Genomic DNA, 20,656 nt, shown 5'->3' with positions numbered 1-20,656 from the left:
GGCCACCCCTGGAGAGCCCTCCGGACCCCCCTGGGGTATGCACGGACGCCTCTGACCCGCAAGACCGCCTATTCGGTCAAGATCCCGCATCCGGTTCGTATCCGGAACAGCTGTCCGGTTACGCTCAGGTCATGCATGCCTGGCCCGCTTCTGAGGTCCCCGCCCTTCCCGGCAAGGGCCGCGACCTCCGGATCCACGACACCGCGACCGGCGGGCGAGTGACCCTCGCCCCCGGTCCCGTCGCCCGTATCTACGTCTGCGGCATCACGCCGTACGACGCGACCCACCTGGGTCACGCGGCGACCTACAACGCGTTCGACCTCGTTCAGCGCGTGTGGCTCGACACCAAGCGGCAGGTTCACTACGTCCAGAACGTGACCGACGTGGACGATCCGCTCCTGGAGCGGGCGATCCGCGACGGCATCGACTGGGTGGGCCTCGCCGAGCGCGAGACCGCCCTGTTCCGCGAGGACATGACCGCCCTGCGGATGCTCCCGCCGCAGCAGTACATCGGAGCCGTCGAGGCCATACCGGGCATCGTGCCGCTCGTCGAGCGGCTGCGGGACACCGGCGCCGCCTACGAGCTGGACGGCGACATCTACTTCTCCGTCGAGGCGGACCCGCACTTCGGCCAGGTGTCGCACTACGACACCGAGCTGATGCGGCACCTCTCCGCCGAGCGCGGCGGCGACCCGGACCGCGCCGGCAAGAAGAACCCCCTCGACCCCATGCTGTGGATGGCGGCCCGCGAGGGCGAGCCCAGCTGGGACGGCGGCAGCCTCGGTCCCGGCCGGCCCGGCTGGCACATCGAGTGCGTCGCCATCGCCCTGGACCACCTCGGCATGGGCTTCGACGTGCAGGGCGGCGGCTCCGACCTGATCTTCCCGCACCACGAGATGGGCGCCTCCCACGCCCAGGCGCTGACCGGCGAGTTCCCCATGGCCAAGGCGTACGTCCACGCCGGCATGGTCGCCCTGGACGGCGAGAAGATGTCCAAGTCCAAGGGCAATCTCGTGTTCGTCTCCGCGCTCCGCCGCGCGGGCGTCGACCCGGCGGCCATCCGTCTCGCCCTGCTCTCGCACCACTACCGGGCGGACTGGGAGTGGACCGACCAGGTCCTCCAGGACGCGGTGGAGCGCCTCGAACGCTGGCGCGCCGCCGTCTCGCGCCCGGACGGTCTCTCCGCCGACGCGCTCGTCGAGGAGATGCGCGAGGCGCTCGCCGACGACCTCGACGCCCCCGCCGCTCTCGCCGCGGTCGACCGCTGGGCCGCCCGGCAGAACGAGGACGGCGGCACGGACGAGTCCGCGCCCGGCCTCGTCTCCCGCGCGGTCGACGCCCTCCTCGGCGTCGCGCTCTGAGAGCACCTCGCGCCACCGCCTTCGGGCAACCGCCCTCGGACTTCCGGACGAAGTCCGAGGGCGGTTCCTTCACGTCCCGCTGAGCGGCGTCTCGGCGACCGTCCCGGTGGACGTCGACCTCGGCGGCGCCCGGCCCATCCGGCTGCGGATCACCGGCAACGGTGCGAAGAGCGGGGACCGCGGCGCCTGGACCGCGGCCCGCTTCGGCTGCTCCCGGCCCACCGGCGCCGCGTCCCCGCAGACCAGGGGGCCGCACCGACCTCGGTGCGGCCCCCTGCCGTACGTCTCACTTCTCCGCGTCGCCTCCGGCGCCGTCCCCGTCCGCGGGACCGTCCGCCGGGCCTTCCGCGGGCCCGTCCGTGGTGCCGTCTCCGGGACCGTCGCCCGGGGACGCCTCGGGTGCCCCGGGAAGCTCCGGCGCCGACTCCGGCCCCGGCTGGTCCGGCTTCGGCGGCCGTGCCCGGCCGCCCGGGGGCGGATCCCGCAGATAGGAGGCGTCCCCGCCCTCCGTCGCCAGGCCGGGCCCCTGCCCGGGCTCACGCCGCCGCAGATACCGCTCGAACTCCCGGGCGATCGCCTCGCCCGAGGCCTCCGGCAGTTCGGCCGTGTCCCGCGCCTCCTCCAGCGTCTGGACGTACTCCGCCACCTCGCTGTCCTCGGCGGCCAGCTGGTCCACGCCCAGCTGCCAGGCCCGCGCGTCCTCGGGCAGCTCGCCCAGCGGGATGCGCAGACCGATCAGGTCCTCCAGGCGGTTCAGGAGCGCCAGCGTCGCCTTGGGGTTGGGCGGCTGCGAGACGTAGTGCGGGACGGCCGCCCACAGGCTGACCGCCGGCACACCGGCGTGCGTGCACGCCTCCTGGAGGATGCCGACGATGCCCGTGGGGCCTTCGTAGCGCGTCTCCTCCAGGTCCATCGTCCGCGCCAGGTCCGGGTCGGAGGTGACCCCGCTGACCGGGACCGGCCGCGTGTGCGGGGTGTCACCGAGCAGCGCGCCCAGGATCACCACCATCTCCACGCCCAACTCGTGGGCGAAGCCCAGGATCTCGTTGCAGAACGAACGCCAGCGCATGGACGGCTCGATCCCGCGCACCAGGACCAGGTCGCGCGGCTTGTCACCGCCGATCCGGACCACGGAGAGCCGGGTCGTCGGCCAGGTGATCTTCCGGACGCCGTTGTCCAGCCATACCGTGGGCCTGTTGACCTGGAAGTCGTAGTAGTCCTCGGCGTCCAGCGCCGCGAACACCTCGCCCTTCCATTCCCGGTCGAGATGGGCGACCGCGGTGGAGGCGGCGTCGCCGGCGTCGTTCCAGCCCTCGAACGCGGCCACCATGACCGGGTCGATCAGCTCGGGAACCCCCTCGAGCTCGATCACCCAGCGCCTCCTTTACGAAGTTCCTGTCGTACGGACCAACCTTAAGGCTTCCCGGCGACCCGCCCGCAGCCCTCGTACACGACTCGGCGACCTCGCCGCCATGATCGACTACCCAGGAAAACCGGTCGGCACACGGGACGCGCGACTCCGCCGCGCACGAGTGAGGGGCGGCCTCCCGTCCGGGAGTCCGCCCCTCGCCTCACACACCGTCACTTGCCGAGCATGTCCTCGACCTTGCCGCGGATCTCGTCCGTCGCCAGACCCCGGATCGTCAGCGTCGTACGCCGGCGCAGCACGTCGTCCGCGGTCTCGGCCCACTCGTGGTCACGCGCGTAGGCGACCTGCGCCCAGATCTCCGGCGCGTCCGGGTGAATGCGCTGCCCGAGCTCCGGGTTCTCGTTCGCCATCCGGGCGATGTCGAAGGAGAGCGAACCGTAGTGCGTCGCCAGGTGCTTGGCGGTGTCCGCCGACATCCGTGGACCGGGTGCCGGACCGTCGACGAGCAACCGGTGCGCCACCGCGGCCGGGTTGGCTATGCCGGGCAGCGGCAGCCGCTTCGGCAGGGCGGAGACCGGCTCGTAGTCCTCGCCGAGCGGGCCGCCCGGCAGGGACTCCAGCTTCCTCATCACCGTACGGCCGATGTGGCGGAAGGTCGTCCACTTGCCGCCCGCCACCGAGAGCATGCCGCCCCGGCCCTCGGTGACCACCGTCTCCCGCTTGGCCTTGGACGTGTCGCCCGGGCCGCCGGGCAGCACCCGCAGCCCGGCGAAGGCGTAGGTGATGAGATCGCGCGACAGCTGCTGGTCGCGGATGGAGAAGGCCGCCTCGTCGAGGATCTGCGCGGTGTCCTTCTCGGTGACCTCGACCTGGCCGGGGTCGCCCTCGTACTCCTCGTCGGTGGTGCCGAGCAGCAGCATGTCCTCCCACGGCAGGGCGAAGGTGATGCGGTACTTGTCGATCGGCGTCGCGAGCGCGGCCTTCCAGGGGGAGGTGCGCTTGAGCACGAGGTGCGCGCCCTTGGACAGCCGGATCGACGGGGCGGCGGCGGGGTCCTCCATCTTCCGCAGGTGGTCCACCCATGGGCCGGTCGCGTTGAGCACGAGCCGGGCGCTGACGCCGAACTCGTCCCCGCTGGTGCGGTCCTTCAGCTCCGCGCCCGTGACCCGGCCCCGCGTGAAGCGCAGGCCGGTGACCTCGGCGTGGTTGAGGACGGTGGCACCGGCGGCCACCGCGGCACGGACCGTCATCAGCGCCATACGGGCGTCGTTCATCTGGTCGTCGCCGTAGACGGCGACGGCCTTCAGGTTGTCCGTGCGCAGCTCGGGAACGTCCTGCGCCGCCTTCGACGGGCTCAGCAGGTGCCCGACGCCGTCGCCGAAGGCCGACAGCGCGCTGTACGCGAACACGCCCGCGCCGAGCTTGGCCGCGCCGTGCGGCCCGCCCTTGTAGACGGGCAGGTAGAAGGTGAGAGGGTTGGCGAGGTGCGGTGCCACCTGGCGGGAGACCGCGCGCCGTTCGAAGTGGTTCTCCGCCACCAGCTTCACCGCGCCGGTCTGCAGGTAGCGCAGACCGCCGTGGAGCAGCTTGGAGGAGGCGGAGGAGGTGGCGCCGGCGAAGTCGCCGGCGTCCACCAGGGCCACCCGCAGGCCCGACTGCGCGGCGTGCCAGGCGGTGGAGATGCCCAGGATGCCGCCGCCGATCACCAGGAGGTCGTACGTCGCCTTGGAGAGCTGTTCCCGGGTCTCGGCGCGGCTCGGGAGGGAACCGGCAGCCGGGTGCGTCCCCAGGGCGGGGACGCTCTGCAGGGTGGTCATCGATCTACTCCTCGTCAGTTCTCTTCTTCGAGCCAGCCCATGGAGCGCTCGACGGCCTTCAGCCAGCTCTTGTACTCGCTGTCGCGCTTGTCGGCGTCCATGCGGGGGGTCCATTCCGCCGCCCGGCGCCAGTTGGCGCGCAGGGCGTCGGTGTCCGGCCAGAAGCCGACGGCCAGGCCGGCGGCGTAGGCGGCACCGAGGCAGGTGGTCTCGGCGACCATGGGGCGCACGACCGGCGCGTCCAGGAAGTCGGAGAGGGTCTGCATCAGCAGGTTGTTGGAGGTCATGCCGCCGTCGACCTTGAGCGCGGTCAGTTCGACGCCGGAGTCCTTGGTCATGGCGTCGGTGATCTCGCGGGTCTGCCAGGCGGTGGCCTCCAGGACGGCACGGGCGATGTGCGCCTTGGTGACGTACCGGGTGAGGCCGGCGATCACGCCGCGGGCGTCGGAGCGCCAGTACGGGGCGAACAGGCCGGAGAAGGCCGGCACGAAGTAGGCGCCGCCGTTGTCCTCGACCGAGGAGGCGAGCGTCTCGATCTCGGCGGCGGAGTTGATCAGGCCCATCTGGTCGCGCATCCACTGCACCAGCGAGCCCGTGACGGCGATCGAGCCCTCCAGGGCGTAGACCGGCTTCTGGTCGCCGATCTGGTAGCCGACCGTGGTCAGCAGGCCGCTGTAGGAGTTGATGATCTTGTCGCTGGTGTTCATCAGCATGAAGGTGCCGGTGCCGTACGTGCTCTTCGCCTCGCCCTCGGCGAAACACGTCTGGCCGAACAGGGCCGCCTGCTGGTCGCCGAGCGCGGAGGCGACCGGGATGCCGTCCAGGACGCCGCCCTTGACGGTGCCGTACACCTCGGCGGATGACCGGATCTCCGGCAGCACGGCGGCCGGGATCTGCATGGACTGGAGGATCTTGTCGTCCCAGGCCATGGTGTGCAGGTTCATCAGCATGGTGCGCGAGGCGTTGGTGACGTCGGTGACGTGGTGGCCGCCGTCGACTCCACCGGTGAGGTTCCAGATGACCCAGGAGTCCATGGTGCCGAAGAGGATGTCGCCGCGCTCGGCGCGCTCGCGCAGGCCCTCGACGTTGTCGAGCAGCCAGCGGACCTTGGGGCCGGAGAAGTAGGAGGCCAGCGGCAGGCCGGTCTCGCGGCGGAAGCGGTCCTGGCCGACGTTGCGCCCGAGCTCCTTGCACAGGGCGTCGGTGCGGGTGTCCTGCCAGACGAGGGCGTTGTGGACCGGCTCGCCGGTGTTCCTGTCCCACAGCAGCGTGGTCTCACGCTGGTTGGTGATGCCGATGGCCTTCACGTCGGCGGCGGTGATGCCCGCCTTGTGGATGGCTCCGGCGACCACTTCCTGGACGTTGGTCCAGATCTCGGCGGCGTCGTGCTCGACCCAGCCGGGCTTGGGGAAGATCTGCTCGTGCTCCTTCTGGTCGACCGAGACGATCCGGCCGTCCTTGTCGAAGACGATGCAGCGGGACGAGGTGGTGCCCTGGTCGATGGCGGCGATGAACGGGCCGCTGCCGTGGGAGGAAGACCCGGCGGTGTGTGCGTCGGTCACGGTTACTCCAAGGGAGGTCTGGAAGAAGGACGGCTCAGGCGAACGCGATGTTGTAGATACCCGCTGCGAGGGCGCCACCGATCAGCGGACCGGCGACCGGGATCCAGGCGTAGCTCCAGTCGGAGCCGCCCTTGTTCGGCAGCGGCAGCAGGGCGTGCACGATGCGCGGACCGAGGTCGCGGGCCGGGTTGATGGCGTAGCCGGTCGGGCCGCCGAGCGAGAGGCCGATGGAGACGACGACGAAGGCCGTGATCAGCGCGCCGAGGACGCCGAGGCCCTTGCCGCTGTCGTTGAGGCCCTGTGTCAGCACCGCGAGGACCAGGACGACCGTGCCGATGATCTCGGTGGCCAGGTTCTGCCACACGTTCCGGATCTCCGGCCCGGTGGAGAAGACGCCGAGCACGGGGCCGGGGCCCTCGATCGGCTTCTCGCCCAGCGTCTCCGGGTCCGTGAGGTGCGCCCGGAACTGGCCGTAGTAGGCCACCCAGACCAGCGCCGCGCCGATCATGGCGCCGAGCATCTGGCCCGCGATGTAGACCGGTACGTTGCCCCAGTCCCCGTCCTTGACCGCTATACCGACCGTGACGGCGGGGTTCAGATGGGCACCGGAGAGGGAAGCGGTCATGTACACGGCGGTCATGACCGCGAAGCCCCACCCGAAGGTGATCGCGAGCCAGCCCGCGTTGCGGGCCTTGGAGCTCTTGAGTGTGACGGCGGCGCAGACGCCGCCGCCGAGCAGAATGAGAACGGCGGTTCCGATGGTCTCGCCGATGAAGATGTCGGAGCTGGACACCCGCGACTCCTTTGTCCTTCGTCCAGGGGAAGGCGAACCCCGGGTCCCACCGGTGGTCCGTGCCCTCACGTGAGGGCGGTTGCCGGCCCTTGGCACTGCCACACTCTAACGCGTATTGCCGGTAGGTGTTCGACAATGCCGACCGATGAACGGAAGTTTTGCCCTCCGGTTAACAGCGCGTCAAGGGTCCGGGAAACGAAAAACCCGCCGATAACGCGATCGTTACCGACGGGTTCCCCGATGTCGTACGAACCTCTCAGAAGCGGCCGGCCCCCAGGTCGCGCGAGACCGCGCGGGCGCAGTCCCGGACCGCCGCGACCAGCTCGGAGCGCAGCCCGCCGTCGCCGCAGACGCGCTCCACCGCACCCGTGATGGCCACCGCGCCCACCGGCATCCGCCGCCGGTCGTGGATCGGCGCCGCCACGGAGGCCACGCCCTCCCAGGTCTCCTCCACGTCCGCGGCCCAGCCCCGCGCCCGGGTCGTGTCGAGCAGCGTCTCGAAGTCCTCCAGGTCGGTGACCGTGCGCGGGGTGAAGGCCTCCCGCGGCACCTCCAGGACCTCGCTGTGGGCCACCGGGTCGTACGCCGAGATGACCTTGCCCAGCGCCGTGGAGTGCAGCGGCTGCATGGCCCCCACCTCCAGGACCTGGCGGCTGTCGTCCGGCCGGAACACGTGGTGCACGATCAGCACGCCCTGCTGGTGCAGCACGCCCAGGTGCACGCTCTCGCCGCTGGAGCGCGCCAGGTCGTCCGTCCACACCAGCGCCCTGGCCCGCAGCTCGTGCACGTCGAGATAGCTGTTGCCGAGGCGCAGCAGCTCCGCGCCCAGCTGGTAGCGGCCCGAGGCCGCGTCCTGCTCCACGAAGCCCTCGGCCTGGAGCGTGCGCAGGATGCCGTGCGCCGTCCCCTTGGCCAGTCCCAGCGAGGAGGCGATGTCGGAGAGGCCGAGTCGGCGCTCGCCGCCCGCGAGCAGTCGCAGCATCGCCGCCGCCCGTTCAAGCGACTGGATGTTCTTCGCCATCGCCCGGCCCTTCTCCCTCTCCTCGATCCCGCACGGTCGCGGGGATCCTACGGACAGGATCCCGTGGATCATGCCGTTCGACAATGCTGAACACTATCGGTCGATGTCGACCGTGTGTTACTCGGACAGTGTCGGTCAAGAAGGCGTGCGGCCGGGAGTCCCCGCACACAGGATGCCGTCCGGCTCGTGGGACACCATGTCCACCCCGGCACCCGCACGGTTAGTCTGGCCCCGTGCACCCTCCACCGAGCGTGCAAAGCCGACAGCCGTCGCATCCCAGGGAGCTCATCCATGGCCTCGTCGCCGACCCCTTCCGCTGACAGCCGGACCCGCGCCGCAGCCCTCCGTGAGGCACTCGCCAGTCGAGTCGTCGTCGCGGACGGTGCGATGGGCACCATGCTCCAGGCCCAGGACCCCACGTTGGACGACTTCGAGAACCTCGAGGGCTGCAACGAGATCCTGAACGTGACCCGGCCGGACATCGTGCGGTCGGTGCACGAGGAGTACTTCGCGGCCGGCGTGGACTGCGTGGAGACGAACACCTTCGGCGCGAACCTCGCGGCCCTGGGGGAGTACGACATCCCCGAGCGGGTGTACGAGCTGTCGGAGGCCGGCGCGCGGATCGCCCGGGAGGTCGCGGACGAGTTCACCGCCTCCACGGGCCGGCAGCGCTGGGTCCTCGGCTCCATGGGCCCCGGCACGAAGCTCCCGACGCTGGGACACGCCCCCTACACCGCGCTGCGGGACGCCTACCAGCGGAACGCCGAGGGGATGCTGGCGGGCGGCGCGGACGCGCTGCTGGTGGAGACCACCCAGGACCTGCTCCAGACCAAGGCGTCGGTGATCGGCGCCCGCCGGGCGCTGGACGCCCTGGGCGCGGACGTCCCGCTGATCTGCTCCGTGACGGTGGAGACGACCGGCACGATGCTGCTGGGTTCGGAGATCGGCGCGGCTCTGACGGCTCTGGAGCCGCTGGGGATCGACATGATCGGGCTGAACTGCGCGACCGGCCCCGCGGAGATGAGCGAGCACCTGCGCTATCTGGCGCGGCACTCCCGGATCCCGCTGTCCTGCATGCCCAACGCCGGTCTGCCGGTCCTCGGCAAGGACGGCGCGCACTATCCCCTCTCCCCGGCCGAGCTCGCGGACGCGCAGGAGAACTTCGTACGGGAGTACGGGCTGTCCCTGGTCGGCGGCTGCTGCGGCACGACCCCGGAGCACCTGCGGCAGGTCGTCGAGCGGGTGCGCGGCCTGACACCGGCGGTCCGCGACCCGCGCCCCGAGCCCGGTGCCGCGTCGCTCTACCAGACCGTCCCGTTCCGTCAGGACACGGCGTACATGGCGATCGGTGAGCGGACGAACGCGAACGGGTCGAAGAAGTTCCGTGAGGCCATGCTGGAGGGCCGGTGGGACGACTGCGTGGAGATGGCCCGGGACCAGATCCGTGAGGGCGCGCACATGCTGGACCTGTGCGTCGACTACGTCGGCCGTGACGGTGTGGCCGACATGGAGGAGCTGGCGGGTCGTTTCGCGACGGCGTCGACGCTGCCGATCGTGCTGGACTCCACCGAGGTGGAGGTGTTGCGGGCGGGCCTGGAGAAGCTCGGCGGCCGTGCGGTGATCAACTCGGTGAACTACGAGGACGGCGACGGGCCGGAGTCGCGGTTCGCGAAGGTGACCCGGCTGGCCCAGGAGCACGGGGCCGCTCTGATCGCGTTGACGATCGACGAGGAGGGCCAGGCCCGGACGGTCGAGCACAAGGTGGCGATCGCGGAGCGGATCATCGCGGACCTGACGGGGAACTGGGGGATCCACGAGTCGGACATCCTGATCGACACGCTGACCTTCACGATCTGCACGGGTCAGGAGGAGTCGCGTAAGGACGGGATCGCGACGATCGAGGCGATCCGAGAGCTGAAGCGGCGTCATCCGCAGGTGCAGACGACGCTGGGGTTGTCGAACATCTCCTTCGGTCTGAACCCGGCGGCGCGGATCCTGTTGAACTCGGTCTTCCTGGACGAGTGTGTGAAGGCGGGCCTGGACTCGGCGATCGTGCACGCGTCGAAGATCCTGCCGATCGCGCGGTTCGACGACGAGCAGGTCACCACGGCGCTGGACCTGATCTACGACCGGCGCGCGGAGGGGTATGACCCGCTGCAGAAGCTGATGGCCCTGTTCGAGGGCGCCACCACGAAGTCCCTGAAGGCAGGAAAGGCGGAGGAGCTCCTGGCCCTCCCGCTGGAGGAGCGGCTCAAGCGTCGCATCATCGACGGTGAGAAGAACGGCCTGGAGGCCGACCTCGACGAGGCCCTGCAGACCACGCCGGCCCTGGACATCGTCAACGAGACGCTCCTGGACGGCATGAAGGTCGTCGGTGAGCTGTTCGGTTCGGGGCAGATGCAGCTGCCGTTCGTGCTCCAGTCGGCCGAGGTGATGAAGACCGCGGTGGCCCACCTGGAGCCGCACATGGAGAAGACCGACGACGACGGCAAGGGCACGATCGTGCTGGCCACCGTCCGTGGTGATGTCCACGACATCGGTAAGAACCTGGTCGACATCATCCTGTCGAACAACGGCTACAACGTCGTCAACCTCGGGATCAAGCAGCCGGTCTCGGCGATCCTGGAGGCGGCCGAGGAACACCGCGCCGACGTCATCGGCATGTCGGGCCTCCTGGTCAAGTCCACGGTGATCATGAAGGAGAACCTGGAGGAGCTCAACCAGCGCGGGCTTGCCGCCGACTTCCCCGTCATCCTCGGCGGCGCGGCCCTGACCCGCGCCTACGTCGAGCAGGACCTCCACGAGATCTACCAGGGCGAGGTCCGCTACGCCCGCGACGCCTTCGAGGGCCTGCGCCTGATGGACGCCCTGATCGCGGTCAAGCGCGGAGTCCCGGGAGCGTCTCTGCCCGAGCTGAAGCAGCGCCGGGTCGCGGCGCGGACCACGGCCCTGGAGGTCGAGGAGGCGGAGCCGGGCGGCCGCTCCGACGTCGCCACCGACAACCCGATCCCCACCCCGCCGTTCTGGGGAACCCGGGTCGTCAAGGGCATCCAGCTCAAGGAGTACGCGAGCTGGCTCGACGAAGGCGCCCTGTTCAAGGGCCAGTGGGGCCTCAAGCAGAACCGGGCCGGCGACGGGCCGTCCTACGAAGAGCTCGTGGAGAGCGAGGGCCGGCCGCGCCTGCGCGGCTGGCTGGAGCGGCTGCACACCGAGAACCTCCTCGAGGCGGCCGTCGTGCACGGCTACTTCCCCTGTGTGTCCAAGGGTGACGACCTGATCATCCTGGACGAGGAGGGCAACGAGCGGACCCGCTTCACCTTCCCCCGCCAGCGCCGCGGCCGGCGTCTGTGCCTGGCCGACTTCTTCCGCCCGGAGGAGTCCGGCGAGACCGACGTCGTCGGCCTCCAGGTCGTCACCGTCGGCTCCAGGATCGGCGAGGCGACCGCCAAGCTCTTCGAGTCCGACTCCTACCGCGACTACCTGGAGCTCCACGGCCTGTCCGTCCAGCTGGCCGAGGCCCTCGCCGAGTACTGGCACGCCCGTGTCCGCTCCGAGCTGGGCTTCGCCGGCGAGGACCCGGCCGACGTCGAGGACATGTTCGCGCTCAAGTACCGCGGCGCGCGCTTCTCCCTCGGCTACGGCGCCTGCCCCGACCTGGAGGACCGCGCCAAGATCGCCGAACTCCTCCGCCCCGAGCGGATCGGCGTCCAGCTGTCCGAGGAGTTCCAGCTCCACCCCGAGCAGTCCACGGACGCGATCGTCATCCACCACCCCGAGGCGAAGTACTTCAACGCACGCTGAGCGACCCGCCGGGCGCGCCGAGACACCGCGCCCGGCGCCGCGACGGGGCACGCCGAGCGACACCGCGACGCACCTCACGGGGGTAATTCCCGGCGTGCGGCATGATCGGGACGTACACTTGTCGGTCCAGCGCAGGCCGGTCTCCCTCCCCGTACTGGGGAGCGAGACCGGCCTTCTCGTCCCTCCATGGAGGTGTGCCGGATGACCAGTACGGTCCCCGCGTCCTTGTTCCACGCCAACGGCAGCTCCGCCCTGCAAGCGGTCTTCCTCGACATGGACGGCACCCTCGTCGACACGGAGGGGTTCTGGTGGGACGCGGAGGTGGAGGCCTTCGCGACCCTCGGCCACCGGCTGGACGAGACCTGGCGCGACATCGTGGTCGGCGGGCCCATGACCCGCAGCGCCGGTTATCTGATCGAGGCCACCGGCGCCGACATCACGCTCGCCGAGCTGACGGTCCTGCTCAACGAGAAGTTCGAGCAGCGCATCGACCGCGGTGTGCCCCTTATGCCGGGCGCGGAGCGGCTGCTCGCGGAACTGGCGCACCACGACATCCCGACCGCCCTGGTCTCCGCCTCGCACCGCCGCATCATCGACCGCGTGCTCGCCTCTCTCGGCCGTGACCGCTTCGCCCTCAGCGTCGCGGGCGACGAGGTCGTCCAGACCAAGCCCCACCCGGAGCCCTACCTCACGGCCGCGCGGGGTGTCGGCGCCGACCCGACGCTGTGCGCGGTCATCGAGGACACGGCGACGGGCGTGGCGGCCGCTGAGGCGGCCGGCTGCCGGGTCGTGGCCGTCCCCTCGGTGGCGCCCATCGCGCCCTCCGAGGGCCGGGTCGTCGTCCGCTCCCTGGAGGACGTCGACGTCTCCTTCCTGCGGACCCTCATCCCCGGCCCCTGACCCGCCGCCGGCGCCGGGCGCGGCCGTCCCCCGACCCGGCGCGAGGCCGGCGCCTGACCGGGCGCGAGGCCGGCCCCTGACCCGGCGCGAGGCCGGCCCCTGACCCGGCGACCGCCCGGGCGAGGCTGCTCCCTGGCCGGACGCCCGCCCGGGCGAGGCCGGCCCCCATCCTGAGCCCGCCCGGTTTCCGGCCCCCCGCGGTCCCGACCGGCCCGGCGCCCGATCCCCGCCCGTTGGCGGCCGCACCCCTCCCCGGCTCCCCGGTCGCCCCCGGCTCCTCGCCCCACCGTCACCTTCGCGGCACCCCGCCGATCCGTTCCGGCCACCCGACGACCGGGCCACCGCGTGACCTTGGTCACGCAGCGTGCCGACCGGCGGGTGGCCTTCTTGTGAGCCCTGTCCGGATAGCGGTGATTGCGGCCCACCCGTGTGTCCTGATTCGCGGCCTCCGTCGGGATACGTTCCCCCGCATGACTATCGGGTCCGCCGCATTCATGATCACTGTGTGGTGCGGAACCGGGCCGTCCGCGGTCCGGGCCCACCGCCCTCGCCGACTAATCTTTCGTGAGTACTTCGCCGCGCTTATCCGCGTGCCCCGGCGCATACCCAAGTCGCCGCGAACACAGGACCGATCGCTCACCATCCCGGCCCGATCGCCCGCCCCGAACGGGCGGCAGCGGCGGAGTGTCCGCAACCGCTGTATCCCAGTGCCGGATGAGGAGAACGACCACGATGAACCGCAAGACTCTGGTGCTGCCCGCCCTGGCGGCAGGCATGCTCGCCCCGCTGCTCGTCGCCTGCGGCGGCTCGGACGAGGCCGGAGCCATCGTCGTCGGCACCACGGACCGGTTCGTCGCCACCGACGACGCCCCGGCTCCCCTCGACCCGGCCTTCGCCTACGACACCGGCGCCTGGAACATCCTCCGGCAGACCGTCCAGACCCTCATGCACGTCCCCCGCGGCGGCGGCGAGCCCGTCCCCGAGGCCGCCGAGAGCTGCGGATTCAGTGACCGGGCCAGCGAGAGCTACCGCTGCAAGCTGCGCGAGGGGCTCACCTTCGCCGACGGCACCCCCGTCACCGCCGAGGACGTCAAGTTCTCCGTCGAGCGCGTGCTCGCCATCAAGTCGGACAACGGTACGGCCGCCCTCCTCGCCAACATCGACACCGTCGAGACCAAGGGCGAGCGCGAGATCGTCTTCCATCTCAAGACGCCCGACGCGACCTTCCCGTACAAGCTCTCCACCCCGGTCGCCGGCATCCTCAGCAAGAACACGTACAGCGCCAAGGAGCTGCGTGACGGCTTCGAGGTCGACGGCTCCGGCCCGTACACCATGAAGGCCGAGCACGACGGCGACACGGTCACCAAGGTGGTCTTCACCCGCAACCCGCGGTACAAGGGCGACATCGCCCTGCGCAACGACGTGGTCGAACTGCGCTCCTTCGCGGACGCGGACACCATGGGCAAGGCCCTGCGGGACAGCCGGATCGACATGATGGCCCGCTCGATGTCGCAGGAGCAGATCAAGGAACTGACCGACCGGCCGCAGGAGGGCGTCGAACTCACCGAGGTCCCGGGTCTGGAGATCCGTTACCTCGCCTTCGACACCGAGGACCCCTCCGTCAAGAACAAGGCGGTCCGCCAGGCCATCGCCGCCGTCGTCGACCGCGGTGAACTGGTCGACGACGTCTACGGCCCCACCGCCAAGCCGCTCTACTCGCTGATCCCCTCCAGTGTCACCGGCCACTCCACCGCCTTCTTCGACACCTACGGCGAGCCCAGCACCACCAAGGCGGCCGGCATCCTGCGCGGCGCCGGCATCAAGAAGCCCGTCGAGCTGACGCTGCACTACACCAGCGACCACTACGGCTCCGCCACCAAGAAGGAGTTCGAGGCGCTGCGCGACCAGCTCAACGCCACGGACCTCTTCGACGTCACCGTCGAGGGCGCCGAGTGGTCCACGTTCCGCGCGGCGCAGAAGCGTGGGGACTACCCCGTCTACGGCCTCGGCTGGTTCCCCGACTTCCCGGACCCGGACAACTACGTCGCCCCGTTCCTGGACTCGGACAACTTCCTCAACACCCCCTACGTCAACAAGGCCGTCCGCGACCAGTTGATCCCGCGATCGCGCCGCTCGGCCGACCGCAACGCCGCGGCCCCCGTCTTCGGGCAGATCCAGGAGATCGTCGCCAAGGACGTCCCCGTCCTGCCCCTGTGGCAGGGCAAGCAGTACGTCGCCGCACGCGACGACGTCACCGGTGTCGAATGGGCGCTGAACACCTCCTCGGACCTGCTCCTGTGGGAGCTGGGCCGCGGTACCGCCTGACCCCTCACCCCGCTCGGTTACACCGGCCGCGCAGGGCGCGCGGCCGGCCTGGCAAGAGATCAAGAGGCACGTTCTGTGAAGCACAACAAGTGGCTGACGGCTCCGCTCGCCGCGGGTCTGTCCGCCGCCCTGCTCAGCGGCTGCGGCGCGGAGCAGGGCGGGAACTCCGGCGGCTCCGGCGGCAGCGTCCGCGTCGGCATGTCCGACGAGATTCTGGCCACTGACCCCGCCGCCGGCTACGACCCCGGCTCCTGGCTCCTGTTCAACAACGTCTTCCAGTCCCTCCTCAGCTTCCCCAAGGGCGCCTCCGTCCCCGAGCCGGAAGCCGCCGAGGAGTGCGCGTTCGGAGCCGGTAGCAAGGTCTACCGCTGCACCCTGCGCGAGGGCCTCACGTTCTCCAACGGCAACCCCCTCACCTCGAAGGACGTCAAGTACTCCTTCGAGCGGGCGCTGAAGATCGACGACCCGTCCGGGCCCGCCCCGCTGCTGTCGACCATCGGCTCCATCGAGACCCCCGACGATCTGACCGTCGTCTTCCGCCTCAAGGTTCCCGACGCCACCTTCCCGAGCAAGATCGCCTCGGGAGCCGGCTCCATCGTCGACCACCGCGAGTACGCCGCGGACCAGCTGCGGACCGACGGCAAGGTCGTCGGCTCCGGCCCGTACACCCTGGACACCCTCAGCGACACCGAGGCCGTCTTCTCCGTCAACGCCGGTTACAAGGGCGGCGTCGAGCCGAAGAACAGCGGCGTCACCCTCAAGCTCTACGCCGGCGACCGCGAGGCCCTCTCCGACGCCTTCTCCGCGGGCGAGATCGACGTCGCCTACCGTGGGCTCGCCGCCGACGACATCGCCGCCCTCGAAGCCTCCGGAAGCACGGCCGACAAGGGCATCGAGATCGTCCAGGGCACCAGCGCCGAGGTCCAGCACCTGGTCTTCAACGTCAAGGACCCCGTCGTCGGCAAGCTGGGCGTCCGCCAGGCCATCGCCCACCTCGTCGACCGCGAGTCCCTCGTCCAGGACGTCTACAAGTCGACGGCCACGCCGCTCTACTCGATCGTCCCGGCCGGTATCGCCGGACACAACACCGCCTTCTTCGACACCTACGGCAGCCCGGACGCGGCCAAGGCGAAGAAGGCGCTCCGCAAGGCCGGGATCACCGACAAGGTGAAGCTCACCCTCTGGTCCACGCCCAGCCGCTACGGCCCCGCCACCGACCAGGAGCTCAAGGCGATAGCCGGTCAGCTCAACATCAGCGGACTGTTCGACGCCGACGTGAAGTCGGTCGCGTTCGAGCAGTACGAGAAGGACATCGAGGCCGGCAAGTACGGCGTGTACGTCAAGGGCTGGGTCCCCGACTACCCCGACGCCGACAACTTCACCACCCCCTTCTTCGGCGAGGGCAACGTCCTGGGCAACCAGTACGAGAACTCCACCATCACCGGCAGCCTCATCCCCAGGACCGCGGCCGCCGCCGACCGCGCCGCCACGGCCCAGGACTTCGGCAAGCTCCAGGACATCGTCGCCGAGGAGCTGCCCCTGCTTCCGCTCTGGCAGGGCAAGCAGTACGCCGTCGCCCGCGACAACGTCACCGGCCTGGAATGGACCCTCGACGCCTCCACGGTCTTCCGCTTCTGGGAGATCAAGAAGAGCTGACCCGGCGGACGGCGAAGGGCCCGGCGCGCGGATGGAGCGCGCCGGGCCCTTCGCCGTAGGGATCTCTCGCGGGACCTACTGCGCGCCGGGGCGGACCAGGCCGCTCTCGTAGGCGTACACCGCCGCCTGGACCCGGTCCCGCAGACCGAGCTTCGTCAGCACGTGCCCGACATGCGTCTTCACCGTCGTCTCGCTGACGAACAGGTCCGCCGCGATCTCGGCGTTCGACAGGCCGCGCGCCACCAGCTTCAGCACCTCGACCTCACGGTCGGTCAGCGTGTTCAGGGTGTCGGGCACCTGCTCGTCGCCCGACGGAAGGTGCGCCGAGTACTTGTCGAGCAGGCGACGCGTGATCGACGGAGCCAGCATCGCCTCTCCCGCCGCCACCACCCGGATCGCCTGCACCAGCTCGTTGGCCGGGGCGTCCTTCAGCAGGAACCCGCTCGCACCCGCCCGCAGCGCCTCCACCACGTACTCGTCCAGATCGAACGTGGTCAGCACCAGCACCTTGGCCGGACCGTCGCGGCCCGGGCCGGTGATCTGCCGCGTCGCCTCCACACCGTCCATCCGGGGCATCCGGATGTCCATCAGCACCACGTCCGGCTGCAACGCCCGGACCTGATCCAGGGCCTGGAGCCCGTCCCCTGCCTCACCGACGACCGCGATGTCCTGCTCCGCCTCCAGAATCATCCGGAAGCCGGTGCGCAGCAGCGGCTGGTCGTCGACCAGTAGGACGCGGATAGCCACGGGATCTCCTTCACGGGGCGGGCTGGACCGGCTCCATTCTGCCCTGCCCGGATTCGCCCGACTCCGGCGGGCGCGCGGAAACGATCTCCAGCGGATACACCGGGGGAGTCCCCCCGAACTCGGGGCACAGATCCTGGTGGTCGCACCAGCCGCACAGCTTGGTCGGCCGCGGCCGCCAGTCGCCCGACTCGGTCGCCTCCCGGATCGCCTCCCACAAGGCCAGCAGCTTCCGCTCCACCCGGAGCAGATCCGCCTCCACCGGGTCGTACGTGAGCACGTCCCCGCTGCCCAGGTACACCAGCTGGAGCCGGCGCGGCACCACACGCTTCCAGCGCCAGATCACCAGCGCGTAGAACTTCATCTGGAACAGCGCGCCCTCGCTGTACTCCGGCCGGGGCGCCTTCCCCGTCTTGTAGTCGACGATCCGCACCTCGCCCGTCGGCGCCACGTCGATCCGGTCGATGACCCCGCGCAGCCGCAACCCCGAGTCCAGCTCCGTCTCCACGAACAGCTCACGCTCGGCCGGCTCCAGCCGCGTCGGGTCCTCCAGCGTGAACCACCGCTCGACCAGTCGCTCCGCCTCACCCAGCCAGCGCGCGAGCCGCTCGCCCTCGGCGTCCTCGGCGAACAGCTCGCCGAGCTCCGGCTTCGACTCCAGCAGCCTGTCCCACTGCCCCGGGATCATCGCCTTCGCCCGCGGGGCCGTCCGCTGCACCGCCGGGTCGTCGAACAGCCGCTCCAGGACGGCGTGCACCAGCGTCCCCCGCGTCGCCGCCTCGCTCGGCTTCTGCGGCAGCCTGTCGATCACCCGGAACCGGTACAGCAGGGGACACTGCATGAAGTCGCTCGCCCGCGACGGAGACAACGACGTGGGCGTCCGGGACCCCGCCGGCGGCTGCTCGCTCGTACTCATGACTCAGACCCTACGACCCGCCACCGACAGCGAGCGGAATACCATCGACGGCAGACCCCGTCGCACTGCATGATCGAACCGTGACGCAGTGACGAAGGTCATGCAGTTCGGCGACGAAAGGAACCCGTGAACCAGGACGACGAGCGCGGCCAGGACCCCCGGCCGCAGTCCGGCGAAGCGGAATCGGAATCGAAGCCCGCGGCACCGAACCCCGCCGGAGGCCCCTCCGGCGCGGGCCCGGGCAAGCGCCGGCGGGCCGAGGATCCCGGCGGCGGGCTCCTCATGGGCCGCCCCTTCGGCGTACCCGTCTACGTCGCCCCCAGCTGGTTCCTGGTCGCGGCCCTGATCACCTGGGTCTTCGGCGACCAGATCGAACGCGTCCTGCCCGACCTCGGCGGTGCGCGCTACCTGGTCTCGCTCTTCTTCGCCATCGCCTTCTACGCCTCCGTCCTGGTCCACGAGCTGGCGCACACGCTCGCGGCCCTCCGCTTCAAGCTCCCGGTCCGCCGCATCCAGCTCCAGTTCTTCGGCGGCGTCTCCGAGATCGAGAAGGAGACCGAGACCCCCGGCCGCGAATTCGTCCTCGCCTTCGTCGGCCCGCTGCTCTCCCTCGTCCTCGCCGGACTCTTCTACGTCTCGCTGTACGCCGTCGAGCCCGGCACCGTCCCCGGGGTCCTGCTCGCGGGCCTGATGATCTCCAACCTCATCGTGGCGGTCTTCAACCTGCTGCCAGGCCTGCCCCTCGACGGCGGCCGCATGCTCCGCGCCGTCGTCTGGAAGATCACCGGCAAGCCCATGAGCGGCACGGTCGCCGCCGCCTGGGTCGGCCGCGCGCTCGCCGTCGCCGTCCTCATCGGCCTGCCCCTGCTCACCCGCACGGGCCTCCTGGGCAACTCCACCGACGACATCAGCGGCATGGACACCGTCACCGACGCACTCCTCGCCGCCATCCTCGCCGCCATCATCTGGACCGGCGCGGGCAACAGCCTGCGCATGGCCCGGCTGCGCGAGCACCTGCCCGACCTGCGCGCCCGCAGCCTCACCCGCCGCGCCATCCCCGTCGAGCCCGTCACCCCCCTCTCCGAGGCGCTGCGCCGGGCCAACGAGGCGGGCGCCCGCGCCCTCGTCGTCGTCGACGCGCAGGGCGTCCCCACCGCCCTCGTCCGCGAGACCGCGATCGCGGGCGTCCCCCAGCACCGGCGCCCCTGGGTCGCCGTCAGCACCCTCGCCCAGGACCTCACCGACGGCATGAGGGTCCCCGCCGAGCTCGCCGGCCAGCCCCTGCTCGACCACCTGAGGGCCAGCCCGGCCACGGAGTACCTCGTCGTGGAGGACACCGGCGAGATCTACGGCGTGCTGTCCACCGCCGACGTGGAGCGCGCCTTCGTCCGGGCCATGGCAAGACCCTCCTCGTAACCCCGGTACTCTGGTCACATGTCCGAACCGACCGGTGCCGCCCGCCGTCGCGGGCCCTTCAAGGTCGGGGACCAGGTCCAGCTCACCGACCCCAAGGGACGCCACTACACGTTCACGCTCGAGGCCGGGAAGAACTTCCACACCCACAAGGGTTCCTTCCCCCACGACGAGCTGATCGGTGCTCCCGAGGGCAGTGTTGTCCGTACCACGGGAAACGTCGCCTACCTCGCGCTGCGCCCCCTGCTCCCCGACTACGTCCTGTCCATGCCCCGCGGCGCCGCCGTGGTCTACCCGAAGGACGCGGGGCAGATCCTCGCCTTCGCCGACATCTTCCCCGGCGCACGCGTCGTCGAAGCCGGCGTGGGCTCCGGATCGCTCAGCAGCTTCCTGCTCCGCGCCATCGGCGACAGCGGCATGCTGCACTCCTACGAGCGCCGCGAGGACTTCGCCGAGATCGCCAAGGGCAACGTCGAGCGCTACTTCGGCGGCCCGCACCCCGCGTGGCAGCTCACGGTCGGCGACCTCCAGGACAATCTGTCCGACACCGACGTCGACCGTGTCATCCTCGACATGCTCGCCCCGTGGGAGTGCCTGGAGGCCGTCTCCAAGGCGCTCGTCCCCGGCGGCATCCTCTGCTGCTACGTGGCCACCACCACCCAGCTGGCCCGCACCGTGGAGTCCATCCGCGAGTTCGGCTGCTACGCCGAGCCGCAGCCCTGGGAATCGATGATCCGCAACTGGCACGTCGAAGGCCTCGCCGTCCGCCCGGACCACCGGATGATCGGCCACACCGGCTTCCTCGTCACCGCCCGTCGCCTCGCCGACGGCGTCGAGCCGCCGATGCGCCGCCGCCGCCCCGCCAAGGGCGCTTACGGCGAGGACTACGAAGGCCCCAACAAGGGCTGACGCCCCGACGGCCTGACACCCCGGCAACGCAGGCGTGCCGCCGTCGAGTTCCCGCCGCACGGCGGGAAC

The 20,656-nt window shown here is 70.7% G+C and carries 14 protein-coding genes; 7 read left to right on the top strand and 7 right to left on the bottom strand.

All coding sequences use genetic code 11. The features are described from left to right. Positions 1-131 precede the first annotated feature (131 nt). Positions 132-1,361, top strand: a complete 1,230-nt coding sequence (mshC, locus tag AB0K65_RS22310; RefSeq protein ID WP_365719121.1) for a cysteine--1-D-myo-inosityl 2-amino-2-deoxy-alpha-D-glucopyranoside ligase — start codon at positions 132-134, stop codon at positions 1,359-1,361. A gap of 286 nt (positions 1,362-1,647) precedes the next feature. On the opposite strand, the gene AB0K65_RS22305 is transcribed toward mshC, so the two are convergent. From AB0K65_RS22305 to AB0K65_RS22285, 5 genes are all read right to left on the bottom strand, one after another. Continuing rightward, entirely contained in the window at positions 1,648-2,733 is a 1,086-nt protein-coding gene (locus AB0K65_RS22305; protein WP_365719119.1) for a PAC2 family protein, read from the bottom strand. 209 nt (positions 2,734-2,942) lie between these two features. Continuing rightward, the gene (locus AB0K65_RS22300; RefSeq protein ID WP_365719117.1) at positions 2,943-4,547 is read right to left on the bottom strand and encodes a glycerol-3-phosphate dehydrogenase/oxidase; all 1,605 of its coding nucleotides are present in this window, start codon (positions 4,545-4,547) and stop codon (positions 2,943-2,945) included. A 14-nt stretch (positions 4,548-4,561) separates the two neighbouring features. Continuing rightward, a complete protein-coding gene (glpK, locus tag AB0K65_RS22295) occupies positions 4,562-6,109 on the bottom strand; it encodes a glycerol kinase GlpK (protein ID WP_365719115.1) in 1,548 nt (515 codons plus the stop codon). Positions 6,110-6,143: 34 nt separating this feature from the next. Further along, positions 6,144-6,902 (bottom strand): MIP/aquaporin family protein, encoded by a 759-nt coding sequence (locus AB0K65_RS22290; RefSeq protein ID WP_365719113.1) that lies wholly within the window; start codon positions 6,900-6,902, stop codon positions 6,144-6,146. A gap of 256 nt (positions 6,903-7,158) precedes the next feature. Continuing rightward, positions 7,159-7,923, bottom strand: coding sequence for an IclR family transcriptional regulator (locus AB0K65_RS22285; protein WP_365719269.1), 765 nt, complete (start codon positions 7,921-7,923; stop codon positions 7,159-7,161). Between the two features lie 291 nt (positions 7,924-8,214). Between AB0K65_RS22285 and metH the strand changes: the two genes are divergently transcribed. The 4 genes from metH to AB0K65_RS22265 all read left to right on the top strand — a co-directional run bounded on the left by metH (position 8,215) and on the right by AB0K65_RS22265 (position 16,605). After that, positions 8,215-11,724 (top strand): methionine synthase, encoded by a 3,510-nt coding sequence (gene metH / locus AB0K65_RS22280; RefSeq protein WP_365719111.1) that lies wholly within the window; start codon positions 8,215-8,217, stop codon positions 11,722-11,724. A gap of 201 nt (positions 11,725-11,925) precedes the next feature. Beyond that, entirely contained in the window at positions 11,926-12,624 is a 699-nt protein-coding gene (locus AB0K65_RS22275; protein WP_365719109.1) for an HAD family phosphatase, read from the top strand. 732 nt (positions 12,625-13,356) lie between these two features. Further along, a complete protein-coding gene (locus tag AB0K65_RS22270) occupies positions 13,357-14,949 on the top strand; it encodes an ABC transporter substrate-binding protein (protein ID WP_365719107.1) in 1,593 nt (530 codons plus the stop codon). A 75-nt stretch (positions 14,950-15,024) separates the two neighbouring features. Next, positions 15,025-16,605 (top strand): ABC transporter substrate-binding protein, encoded by a 1,581-nt coding sequence (locus tag AB0K65_RS22265; RefSeq protein ID WP_365719105.1) that lies wholly within the window; start codon positions 15,025-15,027, stop codon positions 16,603-16,605. Positions 16,606-16,680: 75 nt separating this feature from the next. Here the strand turns inward: AB0K65_RS22265 and AB0K65_RS22260 are convergent, their stop codons facing one another. Both AB0K65_RS22260 and AB0K65_RS22255 read right to left on the bottom strand, forming a co-directional pair. Further along, entirely contained in the window at positions 16,681-17,352 is a 672-nt protein-coding gene (locus AB0K65_RS22260) for a response regulator transcription factor (protein WP_361439024.1), read from the bottom strand. Positions 17,353-17,362: 10 nt separating this feature from the next. Then, complete coding sequence (locus AB0K65_RS22255; RefSeq protein WP_365719103.1) at positions 17,363-18,265, bottom strand: RecB family exonuclease; 903 nt, start codon at positions 18,263-18,265, stop codon at positions 17,363-17,365. Between the two features lie 126 nt (positions 18,266-18,391). Between AB0K65_RS22255 and AB0K65_RS22250 the strand changes: the two genes are divergently transcribed. Both AB0K65_RS22250 and AB0K65_RS22245 read left to right on the top strand, forming a co-directional pair. Then, on the top strand, positions 18,392-19,681 hold the full coding sequence (locus AB0K65_RS22250; protein ID WP_365719101.1) for a site-2 protease family protein: 1,290 nt from the start codon (positions 18,392-18,394) through the stop codon (positions 19,679-19,681). A gap of 18 nt (positions 19,682-19,699) precedes the next feature. Further along, positions 19,700-20,587, top strand: coding sequence for a tRNA (adenine-N1)-methyltransferase (locus AB0K65_RS22245; RefSeq protein ID WP_019884997.1), 888 nt, complete (start codon positions 19,700-19,702; stop codon positions 20,585-20,587). The last annotated feature ends 69 nt before the right edge of the window (positions 20,588-20,656 follow it).

Origin of the sequence: Streptomyces sp. NPDC053755 (genome assembly GCF_040677675.1) — a bacterium.
GTDB lineage: Bacteria > Actinomycetota > Actinomycetes > Streptomycetales > Streptomycetaceae > Streptomyces.
The sequence above is the reverse complement of the archived record's forward strand: the minus strand, read 5'-3'. Positions and strand labels throughout refer to the sequence as shown.

Excerpts from the sequence above, each read along its gene's own strand:
- metH (WP_365719111.1), top strand. The coding sequence starts at position 8,215 with ATGGCCTCGTCGCCGACCCCTTCCGCTGACAGCCGGACCCGCGCCGCA.
- AB0K65_RS22255 (WP_365719103.1), bottom strand. The coding sequence starts at position 18,265 with ATGAGTACGAGCGAGCAGCCGCCGGCGGGGTCCCGGACGCCCACGTCG.
- AB0K65_RS22285 (WP_365719269.1), bottom strand. The coding sequence starts at position 7,923 with ATGGCGAAGAACATCCAGTCGCTTGAACGGGCGGCGGCGATGCTGCGA.
- AB0K65_RS22245 (WP_019884997.1), top strand. The coding sequence starts at position 19,700 with ATGTCCGAACCGACCGGTGCCGCCCGCCGTCGCGGGCCCTTCAAGGTC.
- AB0K65_RS22275 (WP_365719109.1), top strand. The coding sequence starts at position 11,926 with ATGACCAGTACGGTCCCCGCGTCCTTGTTCCACGCCAACGGCAGCTCC.
- AB0K65_RS22300 (WP_365719117.1), bottom strand. The coding sequence starts at position 4,547 with ATGACCACCCTGCAGAGCGTCCCCGCCCTGGGGACGCACCCGGCTGCC.
- mshC (WP_365719121.1), top strand. The coding sequence starts at position 132 with ATGCATGCCTGGCCCGCTTCTGAGGTCCCCGCCCTTCCCGGCAAGGGC.
- AB0K65_RS22270 (WP_365719107.1), top strand. The coding sequence starts at position 13,357 with ATGAACCGCAAGACTCTGGTGCTGCCCGCCCTGGCGGCAGGCATGCTC.